At 69.7% G+C, this 24,898-nt stretch carries 24 protein-coding genes and 1 tRNA gene; 15 read left to right on the top strand and 10 right to left on the bottom strand.

Annotated elements, in window-relative coordinates; genetic code table 11:
- Positions 1-3 precede the first annotated feature (3 nt).
- From WG212_RS00600 to WG212_RS00585, 4 genes are read left to right on the top strand one after another with little or no spacing between them, the layout of a single operon-like run.
- On the top strand, positions 4-3,378 hold the full coding sequence (locus tag WG212_RS00600; RefSeq protein ID WP_337185117.1) for a response regulator: 3,375 nt from the start codon (positions 4-6) through the stop codon (positions 3,376-3,378).
- Positions 3,375-4,211: a CheR family methyltransferase gene (locus tag WG212_RS00595; RefSeq protein ID WP_337185116.1), complete on the top strand. Its 837-nt coding sequence runs from the start codon at positions 3,375-3,377 to the stop codon at positions 4,209-4,211. The genes WG212_RS00600 and WG212_RS00595 overlap by 4 nt, the downstream gene beginning before the upstream one ends.
- The gene (locus WG212_RS00590; RefSeq protein ID WP_337185115.1) at positions 4,208-4,783 is read left to right on the top strand and encodes a chemotaxis protein CheB; all 576 of its coding nucleotides are present in this window, start codon (positions 4,208-4,210) and stop codon (positions 4,781-4,783) included. The genes WG212_RS00595 and WG212_RS00590 overlap by 4 nt, the downstream gene beginning before the upstream one ends.
- A complete protein-coding gene (locus WG212_RS00585) occupies positions 4,780-5,922 on the top strand; it encodes a hybrid sensor histidine kinase/response regulator (protein WP_337185114.1) in 1,143 nt (380 codons plus the stop codon). Before WG212_RS00590 ends, WG212_RS00585 begins: the two co-directional genes overlap by 4 nt.
- A 91-nt stretch (positions 5,923-6,013) precedes the next feature.
- Here the strand turns inward: WG212_RS00585 and WG212_RS00580 are convergent.
- Both WG212_RS00580 and WG212_RS00575 read right to left on the bottom strand, forming a co-directional pair.
- Positions 6,014-6,088 (bottom strand) — tRNA-Val (locus WG212_RS00580).
- A gap of 92 nt (positions 6,089-6,180) precedes the next feature.
- Complete coding sequence (locus WG212_RS00575) at positions 6,181-6,537, bottom strand: response regulator (RefSeq protein ID WP_337185113.1); 357 nt, start codon at positions 6,535-6,537, stop codon at positions 6,181-6,183.
- Between the two features lie 159 nt (positions 6,538-6,696).
- On the opposite strand from WG212_RS00575, the gene WG212_RS00570 reads away from it, so the two are divergent.
- The 3 genes from WG212_RS00570 to typA all read left to right on the top strand — a co-directional run bounded on the left by WG212_RS00570 (position 6,697) and on the right by typA (position 11,542).
- Positions 6,697-7,608, top strand: a complete 912-nt coding sequence (locus tag WG212_RS00570) for an N-formylglutamate amidohydrolase (RefSeq protein ID WP_337185239.1) — start codon at positions 6,697-6,699, stop codon at positions 7,606-7,608.
- Positions 7,609-7,751: 143 nt separating this feature from the next.
- Positions 7,752-9,239: a hypothetical protein gene (locus tag WG212_RS00565; protein WP_337185112.1), complete on the top strand. Its 1,488-nt coding sequence runs from the start codon at positions 7,752-7,754 to the stop codon at positions 9,237-9,239.
- A gap of 467 nt (positions 9,240-9,706) precedes the next feature.
- Entirely contained in the window at positions 9,707-11,542 is a 1,836-nt protein-coding gene (typA, locus tag WG212_RS00560) for a translational GTPase TypA (protein ID WP_337185111.1), read from the top strand.
- Between the two features lie 15 nt (positions 11,543-11,557).
- Here typA and WG212_RS00555 read toward each other — a convergent pair whose 3' ends face one another.
- Entirely contained in the window at positions 11,558-12,295 is a 738-nt protein-coding gene (locus tag WG212_RS00555; RefSeq protein ID WP_337185110.1) for a hypothetical protein, read from the bottom strand.
- Positions 12,296-12,352: 57 nt separating this feature from the next.
- On the opposite strand from WG212_RS00555, the gene WG212_RS00550 reads away from it, so the two are divergent.
- A complete protein-coding gene (locus WG212_RS00550) occupies positions 12,353-12,973 on the top strand; it encodes a glutathione S-transferase family protein (protein WP_337185109.1) in 621 nt (206 codons plus the stop codon).
- Between the two features lie 46 nt (positions 12,974-13,019).
- A complete protein-coding gene (locus WG212_RS00545; protein WP_337185108.1) occupies positions 13,020-13,688 on the top strand; it encodes a hemolysin III family protein in 669 nt (222 codons plus the stop codon).
- A 65-nt stretch (positions 13,689-13,753) separates the two neighbouring features.
- Here WG212_RS00545 and WG212_RS00540 read toward each other — a convergent pair whose 3' ends face one another.
- The gene (locus WG212_RS00540) at positions 13,754-14,227 is read right to left on the bottom strand and encodes a hypothetical protein (protein ID WP_337185107.1); all 474 of its coding nucleotides are present in this window, start codon (positions 14,225-14,227) and stop codon (positions 13,754-13,756) included.
- Between the two features lie 208 nt (positions 14,228-14,435).
- Here WG212_RS00540 and WG212_RS00535 point away from each other — a divergent pair, with 208 nt between their 5' ends.
- Positions 14,436-16,241, top strand: a complete 1,806-nt coding sequence (locus tag WG212_RS00535; protein ID WP_337185106.1) for an ABC transporter ATP-binding protein — start codon at positions 14,436-14,438, stop codon at positions 16,239-16,241.
- 173 nt (positions 16,242-16,414) lie between these two features.
- Here WG212_RS00535 and WG212_RS00530 read toward each other — a convergent pair whose 3' ends face one another.
- Positions 16,415-16,879 carry a GNAT family N-acetyltransferase gene (locus WG212_RS00530; protein ID WP_337185105.1) on the bottom strand — a complete coding sequence of 155 codons (465 nt, stop codon included), beginning with the start codon at positions 16,877-16,879 and terminating at the stop codon, positions 16,415-16,417.
- Positions 16,880-16,928: 49 nt separating this feature from the next.
- Between WG212_RS00530 and WG212_RS00525 the strand changes: the two genes are divergently transcribed.
- Positions 16,929-18,113: an aminotransferase gene (locus tag WG212_RS00525; RefSeq protein ID WP_337185238.1), complete on the top strand. Its 1,185-nt coding sequence runs from the start codon at positions 16,929-16,931 to the stop codon at positions 18,111-18,113.
- On the opposite strand, the gene WG212_RS00520 is transcribed toward WG212_RS00525, so the two are convergent.
- Positions 18,079-18,852, bottom strand: coding sequence for a helix-turn-helix transcriptional regulator (locus tag WG212_RS00520; protein ID WP_337185104.1), 774 nt, complete (start codon positions 18,850-18,852; stop codon positions 18,079-18,081). The two genes, WG212_RS00525 and WG212_RS00520, sit on opposite strands and share 35 nt — an antisense overlap.
- 69 nt (positions 18,853-18,921) lie before the next feature.
- On the opposite strand from WG212_RS00520, the gene WG212_RS00515 reads away from it, so the two are divergent.
- Both WG212_RS00515 and WG212_RS00510 read left to right on the top strand, forming a co-directional pair.
- Positions 18,922-19,290: a VOC family protein gene (locus tag WG212_RS00515; protein WP_337185103.1), complete on the top strand. Its 369-nt coding sequence runs from the start codon at positions 18,922-18,924 to the stop codon at positions 19,288-19,290.
- Positions 19,287-19,955 (top strand): class I SAM-dependent methyltransferase, encoded by a 669-nt coding sequence (locus tag WG212_RS00510; RefSeq protein ID WP_337185102.1) that lies wholly within the window; start codon positions 19,287-19,289, stop codon positions 19,953-19,955. Before WG212_RS00515 ends, WG212_RS00510 begins: the two co-directional genes overlap by 4 nt.
- Before the next feature lie 219 nt (positions 19,956-20,174).
- Here WG212_RS00510 and WG212_RS00505 read toward each other — a convergent pair whose 3' ends face one another.
- Both WG212_RS00505 and WG212_RS00500 read right to left on the bottom strand, forming a co-directional pair.
- Complete coding sequence (locus tag WG212_RS00505; RefSeq protein WP_337185101.1) at positions 20,175-20,972, bottom strand: SDR family oxidoreductase; 798 nt, start codon at positions 20,970-20,972, stop codon at positions 20,175-20,177.
- 81 nt (positions 20,973-21,053) lie between these two features.
- On the bottom strand, positions 21,054-21,785 hold the full coding sequence (locus WG212_RS00500; protein ID WP_337185100.1) for an extensin family protein: 732 nt from the start codon (positions 21,783-21,785) through the stop codon (positions 21,054-21,056).
- A gap of 140 nt (positions 21,786-21,925) precedes the next feature.
- On the opposite strand from WG212_RS00500, the gene WG212_RS00495 reads away from it, so the two are divergent.
- Positions 21,926-22,546, top strand: a complete 621-nt coding sequence (locus WG212_RS00495; RefSeq protein WP_337185099.1) for an ATP-dependent Clp protease proteolytic subunit — start codon at positions 21,926-21,928, stop codon at positions 22,544-22,546.
- 56 nt (positions 22,547-22,602) lie between these two features.
- Here the strand turns inward: WG212_RS00495 and WG212_RS00490 are convergent, their stop codons facing one another.
- Positions 22,603-23,229 (bottom strand): LemA family protein, encoded by a 627-nt coding sequence (locus WG212_RS00490; protein WP_337185098.1) that lies wholly within the window; start codon positions 23,227-23,229, stop codon positions 22,603-22,605.
- Positions 23,230-23,326: 97 nt separating this feature from the next.
- On the opposite strand from WG212_RS00490, the gene WG212_RS00485 reads away from it, so the two are divergent.
- On the top strand, positions 23,327-24,097 hold the full coding sequence (locus WG212_RS00485) for a methyltransferase domain-containing protein (protein ID WP_337185097.1): 771 nt from the start codon (positions 23,327-23,329) through the stop codon (positions 24,095-24,097).
- A gap of 9 nt (positions 24,098-24,106) precedes the next feature.
- On the opposite strand, the gene WG212_RS00480 is transcribed toward WG212_RS00485, so the two are convergent.
- On the bottom strand, positions 24,107-24,898 hold the full coding sequence (locus tag WG212_RS00480; protein WP_337185096.1) for a DUF1365 family protein: 792 nt from the start codon (positions 24,896-24,898) through the stop codon (positions 24,107-24,109).

The raw sequence follows: 24,898 nt of genomic DNA, 5'->3' as shown, positions 1-24,898 counted from the left end.
GAGGTGTGGACCCATCTCGGGTTGGCCGCCGTCCTGCTCTTCTTCCTCGTCAGCGGCGCGATCTCCTACCTGAACATCGCCGCGCTGCAGGAGAACAACGCCCGTATCCGGCACTCCCACTCCGTGATCGTCGCCCTCGACGATCTCCTGTCGGCCATCCAGGACGCTGAAACCGGCCAGAGAGGTTATCTGCTCACAGGCAACGACCGCTATCTGGAGCCCTATCAGCATGCGGTCTCGGCTGCGGCCCCGCGTCTGGATTCCGTCGCCGCCCTGACTCGCGACAATCCTGTTCAGCAGAACAACATCGCCCAACTGCGCCGCAGTCTCGACGCCAAGCTGACCGAGTTGAGAGAGACGATCGACCTGCGGACGAGGGACGGCCCCGACGCCGCGCTGGCGGTCGTGAACACGGATCGCGGCAAGGCCGAGATGGACGCCATCCGGGCCCGCCACCAAGCCATGCGGCAGGAGGAGCAGCGCGTCCGCGAAGTTCGTGTCGCCGAGATGAAGGCCGCACAGCGAACGGCCGTGCTGAGCGGGGTGCTTTCCGGCCTCCTCGGAGCGGTCCTGACGTTGATCGTCTTCGGACTGATCCGCAACAACGCGCGTACGCGGGAGCGGCAGGCGTGGCTCCAGGCGGGTCAGGTGGAACTGGCGGCGGCCATGATGGGCGAGAAGTCGGTCGAACAGCTCGCGGAGGGCATCCTCGGGTTCTTCGCCCGGTACGTCGGCAGTCACGCGGGCGCACTGTTCAAGGGGGAATCCACCGAGTACCGGCTGGCCGCGACGCTGGGGGTTCCCGCCGATGCGGAGCTGCCCCTGCGCTTCGGGATCAAGGAGGGCCTGCTCGGCCAGGCGGCCTCCGAGGGCCGGGTGATCGTCATCGACGACGTCCCCGAAGGCTATCTCACCCTCGGGTCCGCGTTCGGCCGAGACAAGCCCCGACATCTGGTGATCGTTCCGACGACGGCGGATGGATTCGTCAACGCCGTGATCGAACTGGGCTTCCTCCGGCCCGTCGACGAGCAGGTGCTCGAACTGCTGCGGCAGGGCGAGGCGGCCATGGGCGTCGCGCTGCGCTCCGCCCGCTACCGCACCCAGTTGCAGGATGCGCTCGAGGAAACCCAGCGGCAGTCGGAGGAGCTGCAGGTGCAGGCTGAGGAGCTCCGGGTCTCCAACGAGGAACTCGAGGAGCAGGGCCGCGCGCTGAAGGAGTCCCAGGTCCGCCTGGAACAGCAGCAGGTCGAGCTGGAGCAGACCAACAGCCAGCTCGAGGAACAGGCGCAGACCCTCGAAACCCAGCGCGACGAACTGGAGCGGACCGCCGCCGCGATCGAGCTGAAGGCCCGCGAACTGGAACAGGCCAGCCAGTACAAGTCCGACTTCCTCGCCAACATGTCCCATGAGCTGCGCACGCCGCTCAACTCGCTGCTGATCCTGTCGAAGCTGTTGAGCGACAATCCCGACGGCAACCTCTCGGACGATCAGGTCAAGTACGCCCGGACCATTCACTCGTCGGGCGACGATCTTCTCACCCTGATCAACGATATCCTGGACCTGTCGAAGATCGAGGCCGGCCAGCTGCAGATCCGGCCCGAGAACGTGGCCCTGACGCGGCTCTCGAACGATCTCCGCTCGCTGTTCCAGCCGGTCGCCGACGAGCGCGGCCTGACCTTCGAGATCGTGATCGCCAAGGACGCGCCCGCCGTGATCGAGACCGATCGCCAGCGGCTGGAGCAGATCCTCAAGAACCTGCTTTCGAACGCCTTCAAGTTCACCGAGCGGGGCGTCGTGCGGCTCGCGGTCGCGCCGGCCGGCGCCGGCCGGCTCGCGCTGGCCGTCAGCGACACCGGCATCGGGATTTCGCCCGAGCAGCAGCAGGGCGTCTTCGAGGCCTTCCGCCAGGCGGACGGCACGATCAGTCGCCGCTATGGCGGTACGGGACTCGGACTCTCGATCTCGCGGGAGCTGGCGCGACTGCTGGGCGGCGTCATCGCCCTCGAGAGCACGCCCGGCGAGGGCAGCACCTTCACCGTGACGATCCCGTTCGTCTACGCGCCCGGCGACATCAACCCCCGCGAGGCGCCGCCGGCGCCTTCCGACGAGACGAAGGTCCCCGCACCGCCCCGGGTCCGCCGGAAGGCCTCGGTCGCAAGGGTGGAGGATGACCGCGACACGTTGACCGACACGCGTCGCTTGCTCCTCGTGATCGAGGACGACCCCGGATTTGCGGGCATCGTCTGCGATCTTTCCCGCGAGCTGGGCTTCCAGTGCCTGGTGGCCGGCACCGCCGAGGAGGCCCTCAGCCTCGCCGCACAGTACAGGCCCCACGCCATCGTCCTGGATGTCGGATTGCCGGACCAGTCCGGCCTCACGGTGCTGGACCGGCTGAAGCGCGACGACGCCACCCGGCACATCCCGATCCACGTGGTCTCGGGAACCGATCACAGCCAGACCGCGCTGTCGCTGGGTGCGGTGGGCTATCTCATCAAGCCGGTGCAGCGCGAGCAGCTCTCCGAGGTGCTGCAGAATCTCGAGTCGCAGCTCACCCGCACCATGCGCAGGGTGCTGATCGTCGAGGACGACGACGTCCAGCGGGACGCGGTGAGCCGCCTGCTGGCCTCGGGCGACGTGGAGACGGTCGGCGTCGGGACGGCCGCCGAGTGCCTCGAGGCGCTCAGGTCGCAGACGTTCGACTGCATGGTCCTGGACCTTTCCCTTCCCGACGCTTCGGGGTTCTCGCTCCTGGAGAGCCTGAGCCAGGGCGACCACGCCTTCCCGCCGGTGATCGTCTATACGGGCCACGACCTCTCGGCCGACGACGAGCAGCGCCTCCGCCGATATTCGCACTCGATCATCATCAAGGGGGCCAAGTCGCCCGAGCGGCTGCTCGACGAGGTCTCGCTGTTCCTGCACCAGGTGGTCGCCGATCTTCCGCCGGAGCAGCAGCGGATGATCCGCAAGGCGCGGAACCGGGACGCCGTGCTCGAGGGGCGTCGCATCCTCGTGGTCGAGGACGACGTGCGGAACGTCTACTCCCTGACCAGCGTGCTTGAACCTCGGGGCGCGTCGGTGCAGATCGCGCGCAATGGCCAGGAGGCGATCGTGGCGCTGGCCCAGTCGGCCGACGGCGGCTCGGCGGCCGTCGACCTCGTGCTCATGGACGTGATGATGCCGGTGATGGACGGGCTGGAGGCGACCCGCCGGATTCGCGCCGACTCCCGCTGGACCGACCTCCCCATCATCATGCTGACCGCGAAGGCGATGCCCGACGACCAGGAGCGCTGCCTCGAGGCCGGGGCAAACGACTACATGGCCAAGCCGATCGACGTCGACCGGCTGCTGTCGCTCGTACGCGTCTGGATGCCCCGATGAGCGCGATCATGCGGGACGGGGTCGAGGACCTCGAGATCGGCCTGCTTCTGGAGGCGCTCTTCCGGCGCTACCACTACGACTTCCGCAGCTATGCGCGCGCCTCGATCAAGCGCCGCCTGGTGCAGGCGCGCGACCAGCTGGGTTTCTCCAGCATATCGGCCCTGCAGGACAGCCTCCTGCACGAGCCGACGACCCTGGGGCGGCTCCTCGGCTACCTGACCGTCCAGGTCAGTGAGATGTTCCGAGACCCCTCGTACTTCCGCGCCCTGCGCGAGAAGGTGCTGCCCCACCTTCGGACCTATCCCTCGCTCAAGGTCTGGGTCGCGGGGTGCAGCCATGGGGAGGAGCTCTATTCGCTCGCCATCCTCTTCCGGGAGGAGGGGTTGGAGGAGCGGACCATCTTCTACGCCACCGACATCAACCCCGCAGCGTTGCAGGCCGCGGAGGCGGGCGTCTATCCGCTCGATCAGGTCAAGAAATTCACGGCGAACCACCAGAAGTCCGGCGGCCGGTCATCGTTGTCCGACTACTATACGGCGGACTACGGGCGGGCGATCTTCGACAAGTCGCTGCGCAGCCGCGTGGTGTTCTCGGATCACAGCCTGGTGACGGACGCCGTGTTCGGGGAGATGCACCTCATCTCGTGCCGCAACGTCCTGATCTATTTCGACCGCGCCTTGCAGGATCGCGCCATCGGGCTCCTTCGGGACTCGCTGGCGCGCAAGGGTTTCCTGGGGCTGGGCTCGAAGGAGAGCCTCCGCTTCTCCGCCCACGCCGCCGCGTTCCTCGAATTCTCCCGTGAGGACAAGATCTACCAGAGGCAGGACGCATGACCGACGCCTCGACCGGAGCGATCGCCATCGGGGGGTCCGCGGGCGCGGTGCAGGCCCTGTTGCGCCTCCTGCCGACCCTGTCGGCCGATTTTCCGGCGCCCGTCCTCATCGTGGTCCACGTCCCCCCGGACCGGGAGAATGCGCTCGTCCCGCTCTTCCAGGGCAAATGTCGACTTGCCGTCAAGGAGGCCGAGGACAAGGAGCCGGCGACGCCGGGCGTGGCCTACTTCGCGCCGTCCGACTACCATCTGCTGGTCGAGGCGGACGGAACGCTGTCGCTATCGTCCGATGAGCTTGTGAACCATTCAAGACCCTCGATCGACGTCCTGTTCGAGGCTGCGGCCGACGCCTTCGGTCCGTCGCTGACGTGCATCGTGCTGACCGGCGCCAACCACGACGGCGCCCAGGGCCTGAAGGCCGTGGCGGCCGCGGGCGGCGTTGCGCTCGTGCAGGATCCGGCCGGCGCCTATGCGGCCGCCATGCCGGCCGCCGCCATCGAGGCCTGCCCCGAGGCCACGATCATGTCCCTGGATTCGATCGCCGCATACCTGGCGCGCCTGGAGGCGGCATGAAGCGTCTCAAGGAACCGATCCGATTTCTCCTGGTGGACGACCTGCAGGAAAACCTCCTGGCGTTGGAGGCGCTGCTTCAGCGCGAGGGGCTGGAATGCCTGAAGGCGCGGTCCGGCGACGAGGCGCTCGAACTGCTCCTGGCGCACGATGTGGCCCTGGCGCTGCTGGACGTCCAGATGCCCGGCATGGACGGTTTTCAACTCGCCGAGTTCATGCGGGGGGCCGAGGTCTCGCGCCACGTCCCCATCATCTTCCTGACCGCCGGCACGGCGGACCGCCAGCGCCGCTTCCGCGGCTATGAGGCCGGCGCCGTCGACTTCCTCCAGAAGCCGATCGAGGCCGACATCCTGCGCAGCAAGGCCAATGTGTTCTTCGACCTGTACCAGCAGCGCCGGCAGATCATGGTCCAGCGCGACGAGCTCGAAGTCCTGGCCGAGGCGCTGAAGACGGTCGATCGCCACAAGAACGAATTCCTGGCGGTGCTCGGCCACGAGATCCGCAATCCCGTCATGGCGCTGGGCGCGGGCCTGCATTTCCTGCGTCGGCGCAAGGATCCGCAGACGACCGAGGAGATCCACGGTCAGATGGAGCGCCAGGTCGCCCACCTGACCCGGCTGGTCGACGACATGCTCGACATCTCGCGGATCGATCAGGGCAAGATCTCGCTGGCCAAGGAACGCGTCACCCTCGGGACCGTGCTCCAGTTCGCGATCGAGGCCAGCAAGCCCCAGATCGACGCTGCGGGGCACACGTTCTCGGCCGATATCCCGGTCGAAGCGGTGCGTCTGCACGCCGATCCCACCCGCCTGGCGCAGGTGGTCAGCAATCTGCTCAACAACGCCGCGCGCTATACGCCAGCCGGCGGCCGCATCGTGCTCGAGGCCCGGATCGCCGACGGCTTCGCGGAAATCGACGTCTCGGACACGGGCATCGGGATCCCGCCCGAGATGCAGTCGAAGATCTTCGAGCTGTTCGCCCAGGTGAAGAGCCCGACCGAGAGGGCGCAGGAAGGCCTCGGCATCGGCCTCGCGCTCGGCAAGCAGCTCGTGGAGCTGCATTCGGGGACCATTTCGCTCGCCTGCAGCGACCCCGGGGTCGGGAGCACCTTCCGGATCCGCCTGCCTGTGCTGCCGGACTGAGGCCGCCCGGGTCCTTCGCCGCACTGGCGAACGCAATGCCGTTGCGTCCCGCCGAAGATCGGCGAGGTTCAGCGATCTCTGAGAGAAGGAATGGTGGACGCGGCTGGGATTGAACCAGCGACCCCTACGATGTCAACGTAGTGCTCTCCCGCTGAGCTACGCGTCCGAGCCATTGGCGGACCCTTTCGGGAAGGCGGGGATATACAGAGGCCACATGGCCTTAGCAAGGCGCCGCAGCGTGCGGCGCCTGGGTCGGCCTCAGGCGGCGATCATCCGCTCGACTTCCGAGACGATCTCCCGCAGGTGGATCGGCTTGGACAGGACCTTGGCGCCGGCCGGCGCCTTCTCTCCGGCGGCCAGCGCGACGGCGGCGAACCCCGTGATGAACATGATCCTCAGGCCCGGGTGCCGGGCGGCGGCCTGGCGGGCCACCTCGATGCCGTCGAGGCCGGGCATGACGATGTCGGTGAGGAGGAGGTCCCACGGCTCGTCCAGGAAGGTCACCGCCTCCTCGCCGTCGGCGCAGGCGGTGACCTCATGGCCGGCGCGTTCGAGCGCGCGGGCCAGGAAGCCGCGGAGGGAATCGTCGTCTTCGGCGAGCAGGATGCGGGTCATGGTCGGGCCTGAACTTGATCGGGCATAATAGCGGGCGAAGGGTAAAGGCGCCATGAAGCGTCGTGCAGGCCCCAAGCCGGTTCGCGCTCGGCCCTGCCGTTCCGTGCCGTGCGGCATAAGGCTTTGACGCTGGGGGCGAGGCGGCCTTCTATGCGCGCGATGAACGCCATGGACCCGCTGAACCGGCCGCAGGCCGCAGACCCGCCGTCGGGCCCGGCGTTCACCCTGCGGCGGGCCGGGCCTCCGGACGCGCCGCCCACGCCGCTGGTGTTCGCCTCGCCGCATTCGGGGCGCGACTATCCCGACGACATGATGGCCGCCGCCGCCCTGGACGCGGTGTCGATCCGCCGGTCCGAGGACGCCTTCGTGGACGACCTGATCGCGTGCGGGCCGGCCTTGGGCGCGGCGGTGATCGCCGCCCGCTACGCCCGCGCCTACATCGACCTGAACCGCGAGCCGTTCGAACTGGACCCGGCCATGTTCGCCGACGAGCTGCCGCCCTTCGCCCGCGCCCGCACCGCGCGGGTGGCCGCCGGCCTGGGCGCGATCGCCCGCGTGGTCTCGGAGGGCCAGGAGATCTACCGGCGCAAGTTGACCTTCGCCGAGGCGCGCGTGCGGATCGATGGGGCCCACCGGCCTTACCACGAGGCGCTGGCCGGCCTGATCGCCGAGGCCCAGGCGGCGCACGGCTACGCCATCCTGATCGACTGGCATTCGATGCCGGCCGCCGCCGCCCGCGCGACGGGCCGCGACCGGCCGTGCGACTTCGTGCTGGGGGACCGCTACGGCGCCGCCTGCGCGGGCGTGCTGCCCACGCGGGTCGAGCGGACACTGGAGGCGCGCGGCTACCGCGTGGCCCGTAACGCGCCCTACGCCGGCGGCTACACGACGGAGCACTACGGCCAGCCGCGGCGGCGCGCGCACGCCCTGCAGATCGAGATCAACCGCGCCCTCTATCTGGACGAGGCGACGCTGTCGCCCACCTCGGGCTTCGAGACGCTGAAGGCCGACGTCGAGGCCCTGACCCGCGCCCTGGCCGAGGCCGACTGGAGCGCGCTGAAGGCGGCTTGAGGGCAGGTGGACCCTGCGGCTCAAGTAATGTGTGTCCCCTACCTTCTGTCGCCCGCGCCCTGACGAGCCTCGGTCGTCCAGGCCCGCTTGACTCACGCATCGCCAACGACGACTTTTTTCCCTTCGCGCGAAGGGGGTGAAGCGTGAGCATTCGTAAGACGTTCGCCATGTCCGTCAGCCTCGCCGTGCGACTGCTGCTGCCCGGCGCGGCTGGCGTGGCGATGGCGCTGGTCGGCACCGCACCTCGGGCGCAGGACGTCGTGTCCAGCGCCCCGCCGCCATCGACCTATTCGCAATGGGGAGTCCTGGCCCAACTCGCCGGCTCGCATTGGGCGGCAAGCCGCGACGGGACGATAAGCCATGTCGACAGCTTCGAATGGGAGCGGCCCGGCGAAGTTCTCGTATTGCGGAGCACTGACCCTGACTCGTCGACCATTGCGCGCTGGACCTTGGCGCCGGACGGCATGATCGACGTGGCGCGCAGCTATTGGAACGGCTCGGTGGGCAGGGCCAGGTACCGCGTCGAAGGCGGCGCGGTCGTCAATTGGGACGAGGATCGCTCCCGGAACTGGTCGATAGGTCTCGACAAGGACGGGCTGCTGGTCGAAGCGACGATGACCAGGGGCTCCGACGGCAAGGAACAGTCGACCACGCAATCGCACTCCCGACTGTCCGCTTTGGTGGCGCAGCAATGGCGTGCGGACGTCACCGCCAGACTGGCCGAGCGGCAGCAGCGTTTTCGGCTGATGGCCGGCGGGGTCGGCGAGCATCTGAGTTCGTCGTTGCGCACGCTCGACGGGAAGACCCATTTCGACAGGGCCTTCGTCAGGGAAGACGGACGATTCTATTGGAATGGTTGGAACCACACCTTCGAAGGGGCGGGAGCCGGGCGCTACGAATGCGCGAACCGGCAGAAGCCCTGCGCCGGCGCGTTCAAGGTCGAAAAGGGCTCGATCTACTGGATGCCCGATGACGGCGGGCCGGTGTCGACGCTCGATTGCAACATCCCAGGATACTGCCGGATGATGAACGGCAGACTGTTGCTGACCGAGGCGGGTTTTCGGGAGCCTTCGGTGCGGATGCTGGCCGACGAGCAGGTCCGCACTGCCGCGCAGGACGCGCAGCAGCAGGTGGCGCAACAGCAGGCTACAGCGCGCGCCGCGAACGAGGCGCGCTGGGCCGCTGACGACGCGCGGCGCGAGCGCGAGGAGGCCGAGGAGCGCGCCCACCAGCGGGCAATGAACGCGGCGATGGTCCAGGGAATGGCCACTATCATCGCCGGCCGGCCCGTGGCGCCGCCGCCCGCCGCCGCCCTTGGCGATACCCGGTCATCCGGCGGTGATGGCGGCGCCGATGGCTATTCCTGGCAAAGCGGCTCCTACGCCCCGGCTGCGCCGACGCGGCAAGAGCGTCGTTGCATGGCCGGCGAGATCTACCGCTGGGACGGGAACAGCTGGGTCCACACGTTCCAGAAGTGCACCGATGGAGGCGTGGCGCAGCAGGCGGCGTCCGGCGCGCAGCCACCTGCCCATGGACAGGTCGCGCCGACCGAGGGCGAGCGCCGCTGCATGGCGGGCGAAATCTCTCGCTGGGAGCGGACGCGCTGGGTCCGCACATTCCAGAAATGCTGAGCGATCAAGGCAAAAGCAAGGATACACACCACTAAACGCTGCGCATTTCGGGCAGTCCGGCGAAGTGGTGATGCACACCGATTCAGCGCCGCGCTGGCCCCTTCCTGGGTGGTCTTCGTGCTCTTCGTGATCTTCGTGTCCGAATGACGGCGCGACGTGCCCGATGGCCGGAGGCCCAAAAAAAAGCCGCGCCAGCGGCGCGGCAGTTCATTAGGGAGGAAACGCCCATGAAGGGCCGAGGCGTCAGCGACGCCCCACAGACTTAATCTAGTGTGCGGCGCACAATCCGGCAAGCCGAAAAGCGGAAATATTCTGTCGCATCCTCAGCCGCTGACGGGTTTTATCAATAGATTCAGTCAATCACCTTACGCGACGCTGACGTTGCGTTATATGCGGCGCACAACACTCTGGCGGTCGAGGCCGCCTTCCCGTACAAGCGCCCGCCCTCGAAAGAAGCCCGCCGCCCCATGTCGCTCCGAAACATCGCCATCATCGCCCACGTCGACCACGGCAAGACCACGCTGGTCGACCAGCTTCTGGCCCAGTCCGGCGTCTTCCGAGCCAACGAGGCGACGGTCGAGCGCGCGATGGATTCCAACGACCAGGAGCGCGAGCGCGGCATCACCATCCTGGCCAAGTGCACCTCGGTGCTATGGAACGGAAAGGCGGGCGAGACGCGCATCAACATCATCGACACGCCCGGCCACGCCGACTTCGGCGGCGAGGTGGAGCGGATCCTGGGCATGGTGGACGGCTGCGTCCTGCTGGTGGACGCCGAGGAAGGCGTCATGCCCCAGACCAAGTTCGTGCTGGGCAAGGCGCTGAAGATGGGCCTGCGCCCGATCCTCTGCCTCAACAAGGTGGACCGCCCGCACGCCGATCCCGACCGGGTGCTGAACGACGCCTTCGACCTGTTCGCGGCCATGGGCGCGACGGACGAGCAGCTCGACTTCCCGCACATCTACGCCTCGGGCAAGAACGGCTGGGCGACGCTGGACCTGGCCAAGCCGAACGACGACCTGTCGCCGTTGTTCGACCTGATCGTCGACCATGTGCCGGCGCCCAAGGCCGAGGCGCGCAAGGACGAACCTTTCCAGATCCTGTCGGTGCTGATCGAGAGCGACCCATTCCTGGGCCGCCTGCTGACCGGCCGCATCGAGGCCGGCAAGGCCGTGCCCGGCATGCCGATCAAGGCGCTGTCGCGCGACGGCAAGGAGATCGAGCGCGGCCGCATCACCAAGGTGCTGGCGTTCCGCGGCCTGAAGCGCCAGCCGATCGACGGCGGCGCCGAGGCCGGCGACATCGTCGCCATCGCGGGGCTGTCGAAGGCGACCGTGGCGGACACCCTGTGCGCCCTGGACGTCACCGAGGCCCTGCCGGCCCAGCCCATCGACCCGCCGACCATCTCGATGACGGTCAGCGTCAACGACAGCCCGCTGGCCGGGCGCGAGGGCGACAAGGTGCAGAGCCGGGTCATCGCCGCGCGCCTGCAGAAGGAGGCGGAATCCAACGTCGCCATCCGCGTCACCGAGACGTCCGAGAAGGACGCCTACGAGGTGGCCGGCCGCGGCGAGTTGCAGCTCGGCGTGCTGATCGAGAGCATGCGCCGCGAAGGCTTCGAGGTCTCCATCAGCCGCCCGCGCGTGGTCTACCAGGCCGACGAGGAGACCGGCGAACGGATGGAGCCGATCGAGGACGTCATGATCGACGTGGACGACGAGTTCACCGGCATCGTCATCGAGAAGCTGTCGGCGCGTAAGGCCGAGCTGAAGGACATGGGGCCGTCGGGCGCCGGCAAGACCCGGATCAGCCTGATGAGCCCGTCGCGCTCGCTGATCGGCTACCAGGGCGAGTTCCTGACCGACACCCGCGGCTCGGGCGTGCTGAACCGCGTCTTCAGCCACTACGAGGCCTACAAGGGCCCGATCGACGCCGGCCGCAAGGGCGTGCTGGTCTCGAACTCCGACGGGGAGACCGCGGCCTACGCCCTGTGGAACCTGGAGGAGCGCGGCACGATGTTCGTCGGCGCCGGCGAGAAGACCTACCAGGGCATGATCATCGGCGAGAACAGCCGCTCGGACGACCTCGACGTCAATCCGATGAAGGCCAAGCAGCTCACCAACGTCCGCGCCTCGGGCAAGGACGAGGCGGTGCGCCTGACCCCGCCGCGGCGGCTCACCCTCGAACAGGCCATCGCCTACATCGAGGAGGACGAGCTGGTCGAGGTGACGCCCAAGAACATCCGGCTGCGCAAGAAGGTCCTGAACCCCAGCTTCCGCAAGAAGCGGGCGCGCGAGGACTGATCCGACCCGCGGCGGCTACCGCCAGGCGAGCGCTTGGAGCGCGTGGTCGGGACGCTTCCGCACCACCACGTCGGCATGCGCCATCGTCGGCGCGATGTGGTCGCGGAGGTTCACCAGGTTGATCTGCGTCCAGGCCGCCTCGACCAGGGCGTCGCGCCGCACCGGGTCGGCGATCCGGGCGATGAAGCTCTCCGGCTCCTCGGCGACGATCCGCGCCAGCCGCGCAAGGTACCAGGCCTTCGCATCCGCCGGGTCGGCGTCCACATACAGCGACAGGCCGAAGGCCGCGCGGGCCTGCGGCGTCTGCAGCACGTTCACGCCCTCCACGATCACCACACCCCGGGCCGGGACCCTCCGCACCTCGCCCGGCACGATATCGTAGGTGACGTGCGAATAGACCGGGCTGGCCGCGGCCCGGCCCGCCCCCAGTTCGGCCAGGAAGCGGTGGAAGGCGTCACGATCGTAGGTCTCCGGGAAGCCCTTCCTGAGGTTCAGGCCCGCAGCCTCCAGCTCGCGATTGGGACGCAGGAAGCCGTCCGTGGCCACCACCTCCACGGTGATCCCGCCGCGGTTCAGCCCCTCGGCCAGCCGATGCGCCAGCGTGGTCTTGCCCACCGCGACTCCGCCGGCGATCCCGATGAGGAAAGTCGGGCCGGAGTGGGCGGCGACGCGCTCGGCCGTCTGCGCCAGGAGTTGTGCATCGAGGCTGGTCATGACCGCCAACGGGTTCCACGCGGTGGCCTGCAGGGTCAAGCCGGCCCTTGCGGCAGGTCCGGCGCCGATGCACATGCGCGGGCCAGGAGATACGCCATGCTCAGGCTCTACACGGCCCTCGGAACGATCGGACTGGCCTGCGAGATCGCCCTGGAGGACGCGGGCGCGCCCTACGAGGCCGTCCGCCTGAACTTCCGGGAGAACGAGCAGCGGGGCGCGGCCTACCTGGCGGTGAATCCCAAGGCGCGGGTTCCGGCGCTGGCGACGGACCGCGGGGTCATCACCGAGGCGCCGGCCATTCTGGGCTATGTCGCACGAGCCTTTCCCGAGGCGGGGCTCGCGCCTGCTGGCGACGCCTTCGGCATGGCCCAGGTCGAGTCGTTCATGAGCTACCTCTGTTCCTGGGCGCATCCCGCGGCGGCGCACCGGCATCGCGGCCAGCGCTGGGCCGACGATCCCGCCGCCATCGCCGAGCTGCGCCGCAAGGCGCCCGAGGTGTTCGGCGCCGCGATGCGGCTGATCGAGACCGACCTGTTCAAGGGGCCATGGGCGATGGGCGAGGCCTATACCGTCTGCGATCCCTACCTCTACGTCGTGACCGGCTGGCTGCCGCGCGACGGGCTGGACATGGCCGCCTTCCCCCGGCTGGCCGACCATTTCGCACGCATGGGCGCCCGCCAGGCGACGCGGACGGTGCTGGCCCGGGTGGCCGGATGAGGCGGCGCCTTACGCGCGTCGCACGTCGGCGGTAAAAGCCGGGGACATGAGCCTGCCCGCCAAGCCCTACCCGCCGCGCCACTACCCCACGCCGGGCGCCAAGTGCGCCGACTTGGTGGTGCATGTCATGGGCCTGACGCTCGCCCTCGTGGGCGGCGTGGTGCTGCTGACGCTGGCGGTGCTGAACGGGTCGATCAGCCAGGTCGTCGGCGTTTCGATCTACGCCCTGGGCGTGCTGGCCATGCTGGCGTTCTCCACCGCCTACAACTTCGCCCGGCCGCAGCACCGGCCGACCCTGCGCCGGCTGGACCACGCGGGCATCTTCCTGATGATCGCCGGTTCCTACACGCCGTTCACGATCAACCTGCCCGGCGCCTGGGGCTGGGGCATGACCGCGGCGGTCTGGTCGATCGCGACCCTGGGGGCGCTGGGCAAGCTCTGCCTGACCGGCATCGATCGGAAGTTCTGGGTGGGGGTCTATCTGGCCCTGGGCTGGCTGGTGGTGATCGCGCTGAAGCCGATGATCGATTCCCTGGCGTGGTATGCGCTGGCCCTGCTGATCACCGGGGGCGTGCTCTACTCCACCGGCGTCGTCTTCTACGTGAACAAGAAGCTGAAGTTCGCCCGCGCCATCTGGCACGGCCATGTGGTGGCCGCCGCCGCGGCGCACTGGACGGCCGTCCTGCTGGGCGTGGTGCTGGCCGCCCAGCACTGAACTCGGAGAAAAGGGAGCCTGCCGCGACGGGCGGGGGACCACCGCGCCGCGACAGGCTCCAGCCGCTACTCCGCAGCCATCGGGAAGATGGCCACGGGGCAGGCGGGGGGGATCAGGGTGTCGGGCGTCGGACGCGCGCGCAGCACCAGGCCGCTCATGTCGAGGATCTCGGCCACCAGGCACGCCGCGGCGCCGGTGGCGGCCGGCGGGGCCACGCCCATGAGGCCGCGCAGCCGTTCGTCCATGGCGCGATAGTCGCCGGCCTGGGCGCAGCCGAACACATCGAGGATCAGGCCTTCGTCGTCGGTGAGGCGCGGGTCGACCGGGATCGAGAGCTGGAGGCGTCGGCGCCCCCGGGCGGCCACCTGCTGCACGAAGGCCTCCAGCATCCGATAGGCCTCCTCTCCGGCGCAGCCGCAGGCGGCCTCGAAGTGGGCTCTCAGGCTGTGGCACGGCGTGGTCAGGGTAAGCAGCCGCAGCGTACGGATCAGGAGCCGTTCGCCGTGGGTGAGCGCATCGCCGGCATAGGTGTCGATCATGGCCTTCTCCAGAGTCCCGACTCTATTGCTATTGCGAGTCGTTCGCAATCAAGTTCGACCATCACGGCGTCGTGATATCGCGGTTGCGTCGTCCGGCGATCACCGTCATCCTCGTAGCCCAAGCGAATGTCCGCCCGGGAGAGCGAGATGCAGACTGTCATGTCCCAACCGAAAGGAGCCCTTTCCCGACATCAGGACATGACCTCGCATGCCTTCGCGAACCTTGGAGGCGCCGGCCCAAGCCGACCGTAGCGCCCGTTCCACAGACGCCGCCGCCCGCCGGCGGCTCCGAAAATTCCTGAGCTACTACCGGCCGCACATCCCGTTGCTGGCCGCCGACATCGCCTGCGCCGTCGTCATCGCCGCCACGGCGCTGGCCCTGCCCGTGTGCGCCAACTGGATCACGCGGCGGCTGTCCGCCGGCGCGGGACCGGACGAGGCGATGGCCGCGATCCTCGCCATGGGCGGCGCCATGCTGGCGCTTCTGCTGGTCCAGGCCCTCTGCACCCTCTTCGTGGACTATCAGGGCCACGTCATGGGAGCGAAGATCGAGAGCCACATGCGCCAGGAGCTGTTCGAGCATCTGCAGAAGCTGTCGTTCCGCTTCTACGACCGTGAGCGGGTCGGCCAGCTCATGAGCCGCATCACCAACGACCTCTTCGCCGTGGGCGAGCTCTGCCACCACGGGCCCGAAGACCTGGCCATCTCGCTGCTGAAGTTCCTGGGCGCCGCGGCCATCCTGATCTGGCTCGACCCGGCGCTCACGGGCGCGATCCTGGCGGCGTTTCCGGTCTCCATCCTCTACGCCCTGCACTTCAACGGCCGGATGAACACCATCCTGCGCCAGGGCAAGGCCCAGATCGGGGCCATCAACGCCCGCGTCGAGGACTCGCTGTCGGGCATCCGCGTCGTGAAGGCGTTCGGCGCCGAGGCCGAGGAGACCCGGCGCTTCGCCGTGGAGAACGACCGCTTCCTGGCCATCCGCCGCGCCGGTTATCTCAGCGAGGCCCACTTTTCCGTGGGCATGGAGGCGTTCGCCCAGCTCGTGACCCTGGCGGTGATCGTGGCGGGCGCCGTGCGCGTGGCCCAGGGCGCGCTGGACGTCGCCGATCTTCTCACCTTCCTGCTCTGCGTGGCGATCCTGATCGACCCGGTCCGGCGGGCGGTGAACTTCGTGCGGCTCTGGCAGCAGGGCTACACCGGTTTCCAGCGGGTGATGGAGGTGCTGGAGACCCAGCCCGACATCCGCGATGCGGCCAACGCCCGCGCCCTGGCGCGCGTCCGTGGCGAGATCGGATTCCGCAACGTGGGCTTCGCCTACCGTCCGGGAGGACCGCCCGTGCTCCGCAACGTTTCGCTCGACATCCGGCCGGGCGAGTTCGTGGCCCTGGTGGGCGCCTCCGGCGTGGGCAAGAGCACGCTCTGCGCCTTGCTGCCGCGCTTCTACGAGACGACCTCGGGCCGGGTCCTGGTGGACGGCCACGACGTGCGCGACCTGACCCTGGAGTCGCTTCGGCGGAACATCGGGCTGGTGCAGCAGGACGTCTACCTCTTCGCCGGCACGGTGCTGGAGAACCTGCGCTACGGCCGGCCGGGCGCGACGCGCGAAGAGGTGGAGGCCGCGGCGCGCCGGGCCTGCGCCGACGGCTTCATCCGGGAGCTTCCGGACGGCTACGACACCGACATCGGCGAGCGCGGCGTGCGGCTGTCGGGCGGGCAGAAGCAGCGGCTGACCATCGCCCGCGCCTTCCTCAAGGACCCGCCGATCCTGATCTTCGACGAGGCCACCAGCGCCCTCGACAACGAGAGCGAGCGGGCGGTGCAGCAGGCGCTGGCCGAGCTGGCCCAGGCGCGCACCACCCTGGTCATCGCCCACCGGCTGTCGACGGTGCGCAACGCCGACCGGATCGTGGTGCTGACCGAGGACGGGATCGCCGAGGAGGGCCGGCACGAGGACCTGATCGCCGCGGACGGCCCTTATGCCCGCCTTCACCGGGTGCAGGCGAGCCTGTAGGCCTCGGGAGCGCTTCGTCCGGTTCCTGCGAGGCCGCGAAGCGGCGCCTTCCGATCTCAAAGGTCCACGGATGCACACGGATGATGGCCGCCGCGCGATCCGTGTGTCTCCGTGTGCATCCGTGGACAAACATTGCCGGGCCTCCGCTCGCGCGGAGGCCCGGGACGGGCCCCTCAGTAGCGCCGTTCCATGAAGACGTCGGCGCGCGCGTAGGGGGTCTCGACGGGCGCGAGGTCCAGGAAGCCCATGGCGCGGTAGAGGCCGAGCGCAGGGCCTAGCGTGGCGTTGGTCTCCAGGTAGAGGCGGGTGGCGCCCATCTCGGCGCCCGCGTCGATGCAGCGCTGCATCAGCCGCCGGCCCAGGCCCGAGCCCCGCAGGTCCTCCGAGACGGTCATCTTGGCCACCTCGTAGCCGCCGTCATCCATCCGCACCATGGCCACGCAGCCCACGGCCTCGCCGTCCCGCACCGCCATGAAGATGCGGCCGCCCGGATCGACGATCCTGCCCTGGGGATCGCCCAGGACCTCGCGGTCCTTCGGCTCCAGCGTGAAGTGCTTCGCGATCCAGGCCTCGTTCAGGGTCCGGAACGCCTCGGCGTGGCCCGGCTCGAACTCGACGATCTCCAAGGGGATCTCCATGGCCGTCTCCCGCTGGTCAGGGGCCGACTCTGACGCCAATGTCGCGCCGATGGCCAATACGATTTTCTCCGCCCTGCCCACGACGATCTTCGAGGAGATGTCGGGGCTCGCCCGCACCCTGGGCGCCGTGAACCTGGGCCAGGGGTTCCCCGACGATCCCGGCCCCGAGGCGGTGCGGGCGAAGGCCGCCGAACTGGTGGTCTCGGGCTACAACCAGTACCCGCCCATGGCCGGCCTGCCCGAGCTGCGCCAGGCGGTGGCCGCCCACTACGCCCGGACGCAAGGCCTCGACCTGGACTGGGCGTCCGAGGTCACGGTCACGTCCGGCGCCACCGAGGCGCTGGCCGCCAGCTTCCTCGGCCTGATCGAGCCCGGCGACGAGGTGGTGGTGTTCCAGCCGTTCTATGATGCCTATCCGCCGCTGATCCGCCGCGCGGGGGGCGTGCCCCGGTTCGTGCGCCTGGAGCCGCCGCACTGGCGCTTCACGCGGGCGATGCTGGAGGCCGCGTTCACGCCGCGCACGAAGCTGGTGGTGCTGAACACGCCCATGAATCCCACGGGCGTCGTCCTGCCCGACGAGGACCTGGCCCTGCTGGCCGAGTTCTGCGTGGCCCACGACGCCGTCGCCGTGTGCGACGAGGTCTGGGAACAGGTGGTGTTCGCCGGCGCGCGGCATCGGCCGCTGATCGCGTATCCGGGCATGCGCGAGCGGACGGTGAAGATCGGCTCGGCCGGCAAGATGTTCGGCCTGACCGGCTGGAAGGTGGGCTGGCTGTGCGCCGCGCCGGCCCTCACTCACGCGCTGGCCCGCGCGCACCAGTTCCTCACCTTCACCACCCCGCCCAACCTCCAGGGTGCCGCCGCGTGGGGCCTGGAAAACGCCGGCGACTGGTTCCGCGACATGCCCCTGGGCCTGGCCCGCTCGCGCGACCGCCTGGCCGCCGCCCTGGTGGGCGAGGGCTTCGGCGTCCTGCCGGGCGATGGGACCTATTTCCTGAACGTCGACCTCGCGGCCTCGGGCGTGGCCGAGCCCGACCGCGCCTTCTGCCTGCGGGCGGTCAGGGACGCCGGCGTCGCGGCCATCCCCGTCTCGGCCTTCTACGAAGCTGATCCCGTCACCAGCATCGTGCGCCTCTGCTTCGCGAAGGCCGACGCGACGCTGGACGAGGGCGTACGCCGGCTGGCGCGGGCGAGAGAACTCAGCCGGGCGGCGTCCGCCACCGCGCCGGGGTGACGCCGAAGGTGCGTTTGAAGGCGGCGATGAAGGCCGAGGGGCTCTGGTAGCCGGCGTCGAGGGCCGTGGCCGTCACCGAGGCGCCGCCGGCCAGGGCGACCACCGCCTGCTGCATCCGCGCCCGGGCGCGCCAGGCCTCCAGCGGCAGGCGGGTCTCGGCCAGGAACAGGCGCTGGAGGGTACGCAGGCTGGCGCCGGCGCCCCGGGCCAGGTCGGACAGCGGGGTCCCGTCGCCCGGCGCCGCCAGGATGCGGTCGGCCAGCCGGCGCGCCCGTGGGTCGCGCGGCAGGGGCAGCTCCAGGGGCGCCGTCTCGGCCTGGACCAGGAGGTCGACCAGAAGGCCCTCCATCCGGGCGTGGGCCGGGTCGCCGGCGTCCAGCATCCCGATGCGGACGATGTGCAGGACCAGCTCGCGCAGTAGCGGCGCCACCTCGATGGCGCGGCAGGCCGCCAGCCGCGGATCGTCGCCGGCAGGCGCGAGGTAGAGGGTGCGCATGGCCACGGCGCCGCGCATCTCGATCTCGTGCGGCGTCCCGCCCGGGACCCAGATCGCTCGGGTGGGCGGGGTCAGCCAGGCCGCGCCGGGGGTGGCGACGCGCATGACCCCGCTGGCCGCATAGACGAGCTGGGCCCATGGATGGGTGTGGCGGTCCAGCACGTGGCCGTCGCGGTAGGTGACGGCGAGCCCTCGGACCGGAAAGCCGTCGGAATGGGGCGGCGCGTGTCGTTCCAGCGACATAGTTCGTCAGACTAGCGCAAGCGCGCCGCCACGGGGAGGCCCTAGCCTGTGGCCCGGATGGAGGAGCCCATGGCCGCAGCGCTGCGACACTTCGCGATCAACGCCGACGACCCGCCGCGCGCGCGGCGGTTCTACGAAGAGGTCTTCGGCTGGACGTTCCGGCCGTGGGGGCCGCCCGGCTTCCACCAGACCTCCGACGCGGGCGACGGCGTCATCGGCGCGCTGCAGGGCCGCCGCGAGGTGGCGGGCCGACGGATGCCGGGAATGGAGATCACCTTCGCCGTCGAGGACATCGACGCCACGGTCGCGGCCATCGCGGCGGCGGGCGGGCGCCCCCTGAGCCAGCCGTTCCACATCGAGAGCGTGGGCCGCCTGGTCTGGTTCGAGGACAGCGAGGGCAACGTGGCCGGCGCCATGCAGTACGAGGCCCGGCCATGAGCGTGCTGAGCGATCCGGCCCTCCAGGCGCGGGTGGACGCGCTCCACGCGCGAAGCGCCGCCCAGGAGGCCGGGATGACGGCCTGGTTCTCGGAACGGGCGAAGAAGGGCGAGCTGTCGTGGGACGGGTTCGACGCCGCGTCCCACGCGTACATGGCCGACAAGCTGGTGGCGCTGGAGCCGGTCAAGGCCGAGTTCTGCCACATGATGTGCCGGGCGCTGCGGGCCGCGCGGGTGGTGGAGATCGGCACCTCGTTCGGCGTCTCGACGCTCTACCTCGCCGACGCGGTGCGGGCGAATGGGGGCGGGACGGTGATCGCCACCGAGTACGAGCCGGCCAAGGCGGCCGCCGCGCGGGCCAGTTTCGAGGCCGCCGGCCTGAGTCCCTGGATCGACCTGCGCGAGGGCGACCTGCGCGAGACCCTGAAGACGATCGAGGGGCCCGTGGACTTCGTGCTGATGGACATCTGGACCGAGATGGCCCGGCCCGCCCTGGAGATGGTGGCGCCGCACCTGCGGCCGGGCGCGGTGGTCGTGGTCGACAACACCGACCAGTTCCGCCGCGCCTACCGCGACGTCTTCGACTTCGTGGCCGATCCGGCGAACGGCCTGAAGACCCTCACCCTGCCCTTCGCGAACGGGCTGGAGATGGTGGTGAAGGTTTAGGCCTTCCTTTCCCACGAAGTGGGAGAGGGGGACCGCGCCCCGAAGAGGGCGTGGTGGAGAGGCAAGCCTCAGTCACGAACTCGCGATCTGATCTGCTGAGCCATGGGCGGATGACCCATCCACCCTGCCGGTCTCTCGCCCTTCCCACCACCCGCTCTTCGGCCGGCTTGCGCCGGCTTCGGCGGGCGGTCCCCCTTCCCATGACATGGGAAGGGAAGATCAGCAGACGCTGCCGCCGTCGACCACGATGGTCTGGCCGGTGGTCCAGGCGCCCGCGCGCGAGGCCAGGTAGATGGCCGCGCCCGCCAGGTCGTCGGGCTCGCCCAGGCGGCGCAGCGGCGTGCCCGAGCTGGCGCGTTCCTCGCCCGCCGGATTGTCCCACAGCGCCTTGGCGAAGTCGGTCTTCACCAAGCCCGGCGCGATGCAGTTGACGCGGATGTTGTCGGGGCCCAGCTCCCGGGCGAGGTTGCGGGCGAGCTGCATGTCGGCCGCCTTGGAGATGCAGTAGGCGCCGATCACCTCCGAGCCGCGCAGGCCGCCGATGGACGACACGATGATGATCGCCCCGTCCTTCCGCTCGCGCATCTCGGGCGCCACCATCTGGATCATCCAGTTGTTGGCGATGATGTTGTTTTCCATGATCTTCCGGAACGCGTCGTCCGGGATGTCGAGCTGGCTGCCGTAGTACGGGTTCGAGGCCGCGTTGCAGACCAGGATGTCGATCTTGCCGAAGGCCTTGCGCGTCTCGTCCATGAGGCGGTGGAGGTCGTCCTTCGACGAGATGTTCGCGGGCACGGCGATGGCCTGGCCGGGATAGTTCGCGTTGATGCCGGCGGCGACCTCTTCACAGGGGCCGGCCTTGCGCGAGCTGATCACCACCTTCGCGCCCTGCTGGGCCATGCGCTCGGCGATCGCCCGGCCAATGCCGCGCGACGAGCCGGTGATGACGGCCACCTTGTCGGTGAGGTCGAACAGGCCGCGGGCGCTGACCTTCGGGGCTTCCAGAACCTGGCTCATCGGACGTTCCTTCCAAACGGTTGTTTGAGTTCGCGGCCATTTGCGACGTGGCCTGCCCGAAGGTCAAGGCGGGCGCTCGAGTCAGCGACACGCCGCGAACCGTCCCCGGTCCAGATGCAGGTGATCGGCGTGGGCCGCGTTGTAGTCCGGGCTGAGGGTGGCGCGGAACCAGCGGCAGGCGCCGTCCCGGACGGTCCGCAGGAAGCGTCCCTCGGCGTCGCCCCCCGGAAAGTGGCGCAGCACTCCGACCTGGGTTCCCGAAGCGGTGCGGAAGGCGGCCACGTCCAGCGCGTTGGCGGTGGCGTGCTGGCTGCGGGCGCCGGTCGTGCGGCCATAGAGGTTGCGGCAGGCGAAGGTTCCGTAGTGCTCGATCCGCGCGATCGGCTGGCCCAGTTCGGCGCGGGCGGCGGGCTGCACGTCGTGGCGGACCCAGAAGGCGTAAGCCAGGGCCAGGGGACAGGTCATCACCGGCCGGGCGGGGGACAGCGGCGCCACGCCGGCGCCCAGCCGCACCGTGTTGTCGGTCGCGCACGCGCCGGCCGTGCGCGCCGGCTCCTCCACGAACGCCACGCCGCCCTCGGCCAGCACGGCGCGGCATCGGGCCGGATCGGCCACGGCCGCCTCGAACTTGGCGCGCGTGGCGAAGCCGACGGGCTCGTTCAGCCGCAGCGGCGTCCAGGGCAGATCCTGCGGCGGCGCCCAGCGGGCCACGGCCACGCCCAGCAGGAGCGTCGCGATCGCCAGGTCCAGGGCCAGGCCCGCGGCTCCGGTCCAGGCCAGCGTGAGCGGCGAGACCGTCTTCAGGTGGAACATGGAGCGGGCCACCGGAGAAGAATGCCGGCGCCCCGCTGGGGTTCAGCCCCGCCCTTGCCGCGGCAAAGCCGCCTCGGCGCTTGCGGGAAGGGCCGCGGACCAATAACTCGTCAGGGACGAACTTCTTTGAGGCGATCCTGATGCTGAAGTGGACTTCCTACCTCGACGACGACAGCGGCGACGACGAGGACAAGGGCCGCCTGCCCGACATGCCCATGACCGCCGGCCCGGTGCAGAATGCGCTGTTCAAGAGCCGCACCGTGCTGATCTTCGGCGAGATCGACATGCGGCTGGCCGAACGGGTCACGGCCCAGATCACCGCGTTCGCCGCCGAGAGCGACAAGCCTATCCGCGTGATCATCAATTCGCCGGGCGGGCATGTGGAGAGCGGCGACACCATCCACGACATGATCCGCTTCTGCGGCGCCGAGGTGAAGGTGATCGGCACCGGCTGGGTGGCCTCGGCCGGCGCGCACATCTTCCTGGGCGCCAAGAAGGAAAACCGCCTCTGCCTGCCCAACACCCGCTTCCTGCTGCACCAGCCGGCGGGCGGCGTGCGCGGGCAGGCCTCGGACATCCAGATCGAGGCCGAGGAGATCATCAAGATGCAGAAGCGCGTGAACCTGATGATCGCCAAGGAAACGGGCCAGCCGTACGACAAGATCGTCAAGGACACCCAGCGGAACTTCTGGATGAGCGCCGAGCAGGCGGTGGAATACGGCCTCGTGGGCCGCATCGTCACCGACACCAGCGAGGTCTGAGGCGGCGGCCGCCTCCTCTACTGAGGAGAAGGCAGGCCGAGATCGGGCGCATGCGCCTACTTCGGCGGGGGCGAGCCGGGAGCGCCGAAGTCGACCGTCGGGGCCGACTGGGCGGTGGACGTGGCCTCGAAGAGCTGCATCGGCTTCGACCCGCCGTGGAACGTCTTCGCCCAGATGATCTGCGGGAAGGTCCTGAGCGTGGTGTTGTAGACGCGGACGGCCTCGTTGTAGTCGCGCCTCGCGATGGCGACGCGGTTCTCGGTGCCTTCGAGCTGGCTCTGCAGCGTCAGGAAGTTCTGATTCGACTTCAGGTCCGGATAGGCCTCCTGCAGCACCCGCAGGGGCGCCAGAGCCAGGGACAGGTTGTTCTGCGCCGTCGCATAGCGCTGGAAGGCCGCCGGGTCGGTGGTGATGCCGGCGTCCGAGCGAACCTGGGTCGCGCTGGCGCGGGCTTCGGTTACGGCGATCAGGACGTTGGCTTCCTGGGCGGCGTAGCCCTTCACCGTGGCCACGAGGTTCGGGATCAGGTCGGCGCGGCGCTGGTACTGGTTCTGGACCTCGGCCCATTGGGCCTTGGCCGCCTCTTCCTGGGTCGGGATCGTGTTGACGCCACAGGCGGCCAGCGCCAGCGGCAGCGCGACGATCAGCGCCAGCCGCGCCAGGTGTCGGGTGAGGGTCTTCATCGGTATCCCCATGTGAAGGCGCGCGCCGCGCCTTTCGAGCCATCGATTATGTGGCCTGCGCATTGATCGCACGCAACGGGGACGGCACAAGCGCGTCATGGCCAAGGCCAAGCCCTACTATGCGCCCGGCAGCCTCAGCGCCGCCCACTACGACGCCGTGACCGCCGCCGACGCGCGGCTCGCGGGCGACGAGGACATCTATGCGGGCCTGGCGCCCGCCGGCGGATCGATGCTGGAACTGGGCGCGGGCTCGGGACGGCTGACCTGCGGCCTGGCGCTGCGCGGGTTCGAGGTGACGGGCGTGGACATCGCGCCGGCCATGCTGGCCCAGGCGCAGGCGCGGGTGGCGGCGCTGCCGGACGATGTCCGCCGCCGCGTGGCCCTGGTGCGCGGGGACATGACGGCGCTGGACCTGAAGCGGACCTTCGACCTGGTGTTCCTGCCCTTCTTCACCCTGGCGCATGCGCCCGCGGGCGCGGCGTGGCGGAACACCTTCAAGGGGGTCGCCCGGCACATGGCCGCTGGCGCGGTCGCGGCCGTGCACCTGCCGCGGCTGGATCTCATGCGGAGGCCGCCGCCGGCCAACCCCGGCCTGCCGGTGATGGACCTGCCCACGCCCGACGGCCGCCTGCTTCTGTTCGTGCGCGAGCGCACGTTTCGCGAAGGCGTGAACCGGCTGGATCAGGTGCTGGAATACGCGTTGACCGACGCCCGGGGCCGGATCGTGCGGAAGAGCTCCGAGAGGCTCACCTACTACATGGCCGACCCGGTCCCGCCAGCCGCCGAGGCCGGGCTGGAGCCGGACCGCGACCCGATCAACGTAGGCGACGTGGGCGACGTCTGGGTGTTCCGGCGGGCTTCCGCCTGAGTTCGCGTTTCAAGCCGCGAGTTTCGCGGGCGTCACCACCGTCACCGGCCACGCCGGCTTGGCCGGCCGCTGGCGGATCTTCCCGCCCTTCAGCCAGATGAACAGCGCCTCCCAGTGGATGGCGGCGACCACGCCGGCGGTCATCCAGGGATGTGTCAGCCAGGCGTGCAGGAGATTGCTGTCGGTGAGGTCGCGGCGGCGGGCCACGAAGCCGGTGGCCAGCACCCGCCCCTCGGCGTCGTCCACATCCACGAGCACCTGCACGGCCTCGTCCCCGATCCCGGCCGGCGGCCGGACGCGGAAGGCGTAGCGCAGGTCCATGTCCATGAAGGGCGAGACGTAGAAGCCCTTGTCGCAGGCCTGTTTCACCACCGGACCGGCGTGCTCCACCGGGATCAGGTAGCTGTGGCGTTCGCCGAAGGTGTTGTTCACCTCGTAGAGGATGGCCGAGAGCGCCCCGTCCGGCTGGTGGCAGAAATAGACCGTCAGGGGATTGAACCCCATGCCCAGGATGCGCGGCATGGCCAGCATGCGGATCGGCCCGCCGTGGGCGAGGCCGGCCTCGGACAGCCGTGCCTCCACCTGGGCCTTCAGGGGCGTGTCCGAGCCGTCGCCATGCCGGCGCGGGTCGAATCCCGCCAGGTTGAAGCGTCGCAGCGAGAACAGCTTCAGGCTCCGATCGGCCGCATCCAGGCGGTCCAGGTCCAGCAGCAGCATGAAGATGCGGTAGCGCAGCGCGTGGCGCCGTGGCTTCAGCCGGGTGTGGGTCACGACCCCCGCATAGAGGCCGCAGCCGTCCAT

Source organism: Phenylobacterium sp. (assembly GCF_037189685.1).
GTDB lineage: Bacteria > Pseudomonadota > Alphaproteobacteria > Caulobacterales > Caulobacteraceae > Phenylobacterium.
The sequence above is the reverse complement of the archived record's forward strand: the minus strand, read 5'-3'. Positions and strand labels throughout refer to the sequence as shown.

Bases quoted from the DNA above. Each gene is read 5' to 3' on its own strand.
- WG212_RS00595 (WP_337185116.1), top strand. From the start codon at position 3,375: ATGAGCGCGATCATGCGGGACGGGGTCGAGGACCTCGAGATCGGCCTG.
- WG212_RS00590 (WP_337185115.1), top strand. From the start codon at position 4,208: ATGACCGACGCCTCGACCGGAGCGATCGCCATCGGGGGGTCCGCGGGC.
- WG212_RS00585 (WP_337185114.1), top strand. From the start codon at position 4,780: ATGAAGCGTCTCAAGGAACCGATCCGATTTCTCCTGGTGGACGACCTG.
- WG212_RS00575 (WP_337185113.1), bottom strand. From the start codon at position 6,537: ATGACCCGCATCCTGCTCGCCGAAGACGACGATTCCCTCCGCGGCTTC.
- WG212_RS00570 (WP_337185239.1), top strand. From the start codon at position 6,697: ATGAACGCCATGGACCCGCTGAACCGGCCGCAGGCCGCAGACCCGCCG.
- typA (WP_337185111.1), top strand. From the start codon at position 9,707: ATGTCGCTCCGAAACATCGCCATCATCGCCCACGTCGACCACGGCAAG.
- WG212_RS00550 (WP_337185109.1), top strand. From the start codon at position 12,353: ATGCTCAGGCTCTACACGGCCCTCGGAACGATCGGACTGGCCTGCGAG.
- WG212_RS00545 (WP_337185108.1), top strand. From the start codon at position 13,020: ATGAGCCTGCCCGCCAAGCCCTACCCGCCGCGCCACTACCCCACGCCG.
- WG212_RS00540 (WP_337185107.1), bottom strand. From the start codon at position 14,227: ATGATCGACACCTATGCCGGCGATGCGCTCACCCACGGCGAACGGCTC.
- WG212_RS00535 (WP_337185106.1), top strand. From the start codon at position 14,436: ATGCCTTCGCGAACCTTGGAGGCGCCGGCCCAAGCCGACCGTAGCGCC.
- WG212_RS00530 (WP_337185105.1), bottom strand. From the start codon at position 16,879: ATGGAGATCCCCTTGGAGATCGTCGAGTTCGAGCCGGGCCACGCCGAG.
- WG212_RS00525 (WP_337185238.1), top strand. From the start codon at position 16,929: ATGGCCAATACGATTTTCTCCGCCCTGCCCACGACGATCTTCGAGGAG.
- WG212_RS00520 (WP_337185104.1), bottom strand. From the start codon at position 18,852: ATGTCGCTGGAACGACACGCGCCGCCCCATTCCGACGGCTTTCCGGTC.
- WG212_RS00515 (WP_337185103.1), top strand. From the start codon at position 18,922: ATGGCCGCAGCGCTGCGACACTTCGCGATCAACGCCGACGACCCGCCG.
- WG212_RS00510 (WP_337185102.1), top strand. From the start codon at position 19,287: ATGAGCGTGCTGAGCGATCCGGCCCTCCAGGCGCGGGTGGACGCGCTC.
- WG212_RS00505 (WP_337185101.1), bottom strand. From the start codon at position 20,972: ATGAGCCAGGTTCTGGAAGCCCCGAAGGTCAGCGCCCGCGGCCTGTTC.
- WG212_RS00500 (WP_337185100.1), bottom strand. From the start codon at position 21,785: ATGTTCCACCTGAAGACGGTCTCGCCGCTCACGCTGGCCTGGACCGGA.
- WG212_RS00495 (WP_337185099.1), top strand. From the start codon at position 21,926: ATGCTGAAGTGGACTTCCTACCTCGACGACGACAGCGGCGACGACGAG.
- WG212_RS00490 (WP_337185098.1), bottom strand. From the start codon at position 23,229: ATGAAGACCCTCACCCGACACCTGGCGCGGCTGGCGCTGATCGTCGCG.
- WG212_RS00485 (WP_337185097.1), top strand. From the start codon at position 23,327: ATGGCCAAGGCCAAGCCCTACTATGCGCCCGGCAGCCTCAGCGCCGCC.
- WG212_RS00480 (WP_337185096.1), bottom strand. From the start codon at position 24,898: ATGGACGGCTGCGGCCTCTATGCGGGGGTCGTGACCCACACCCGGCTG.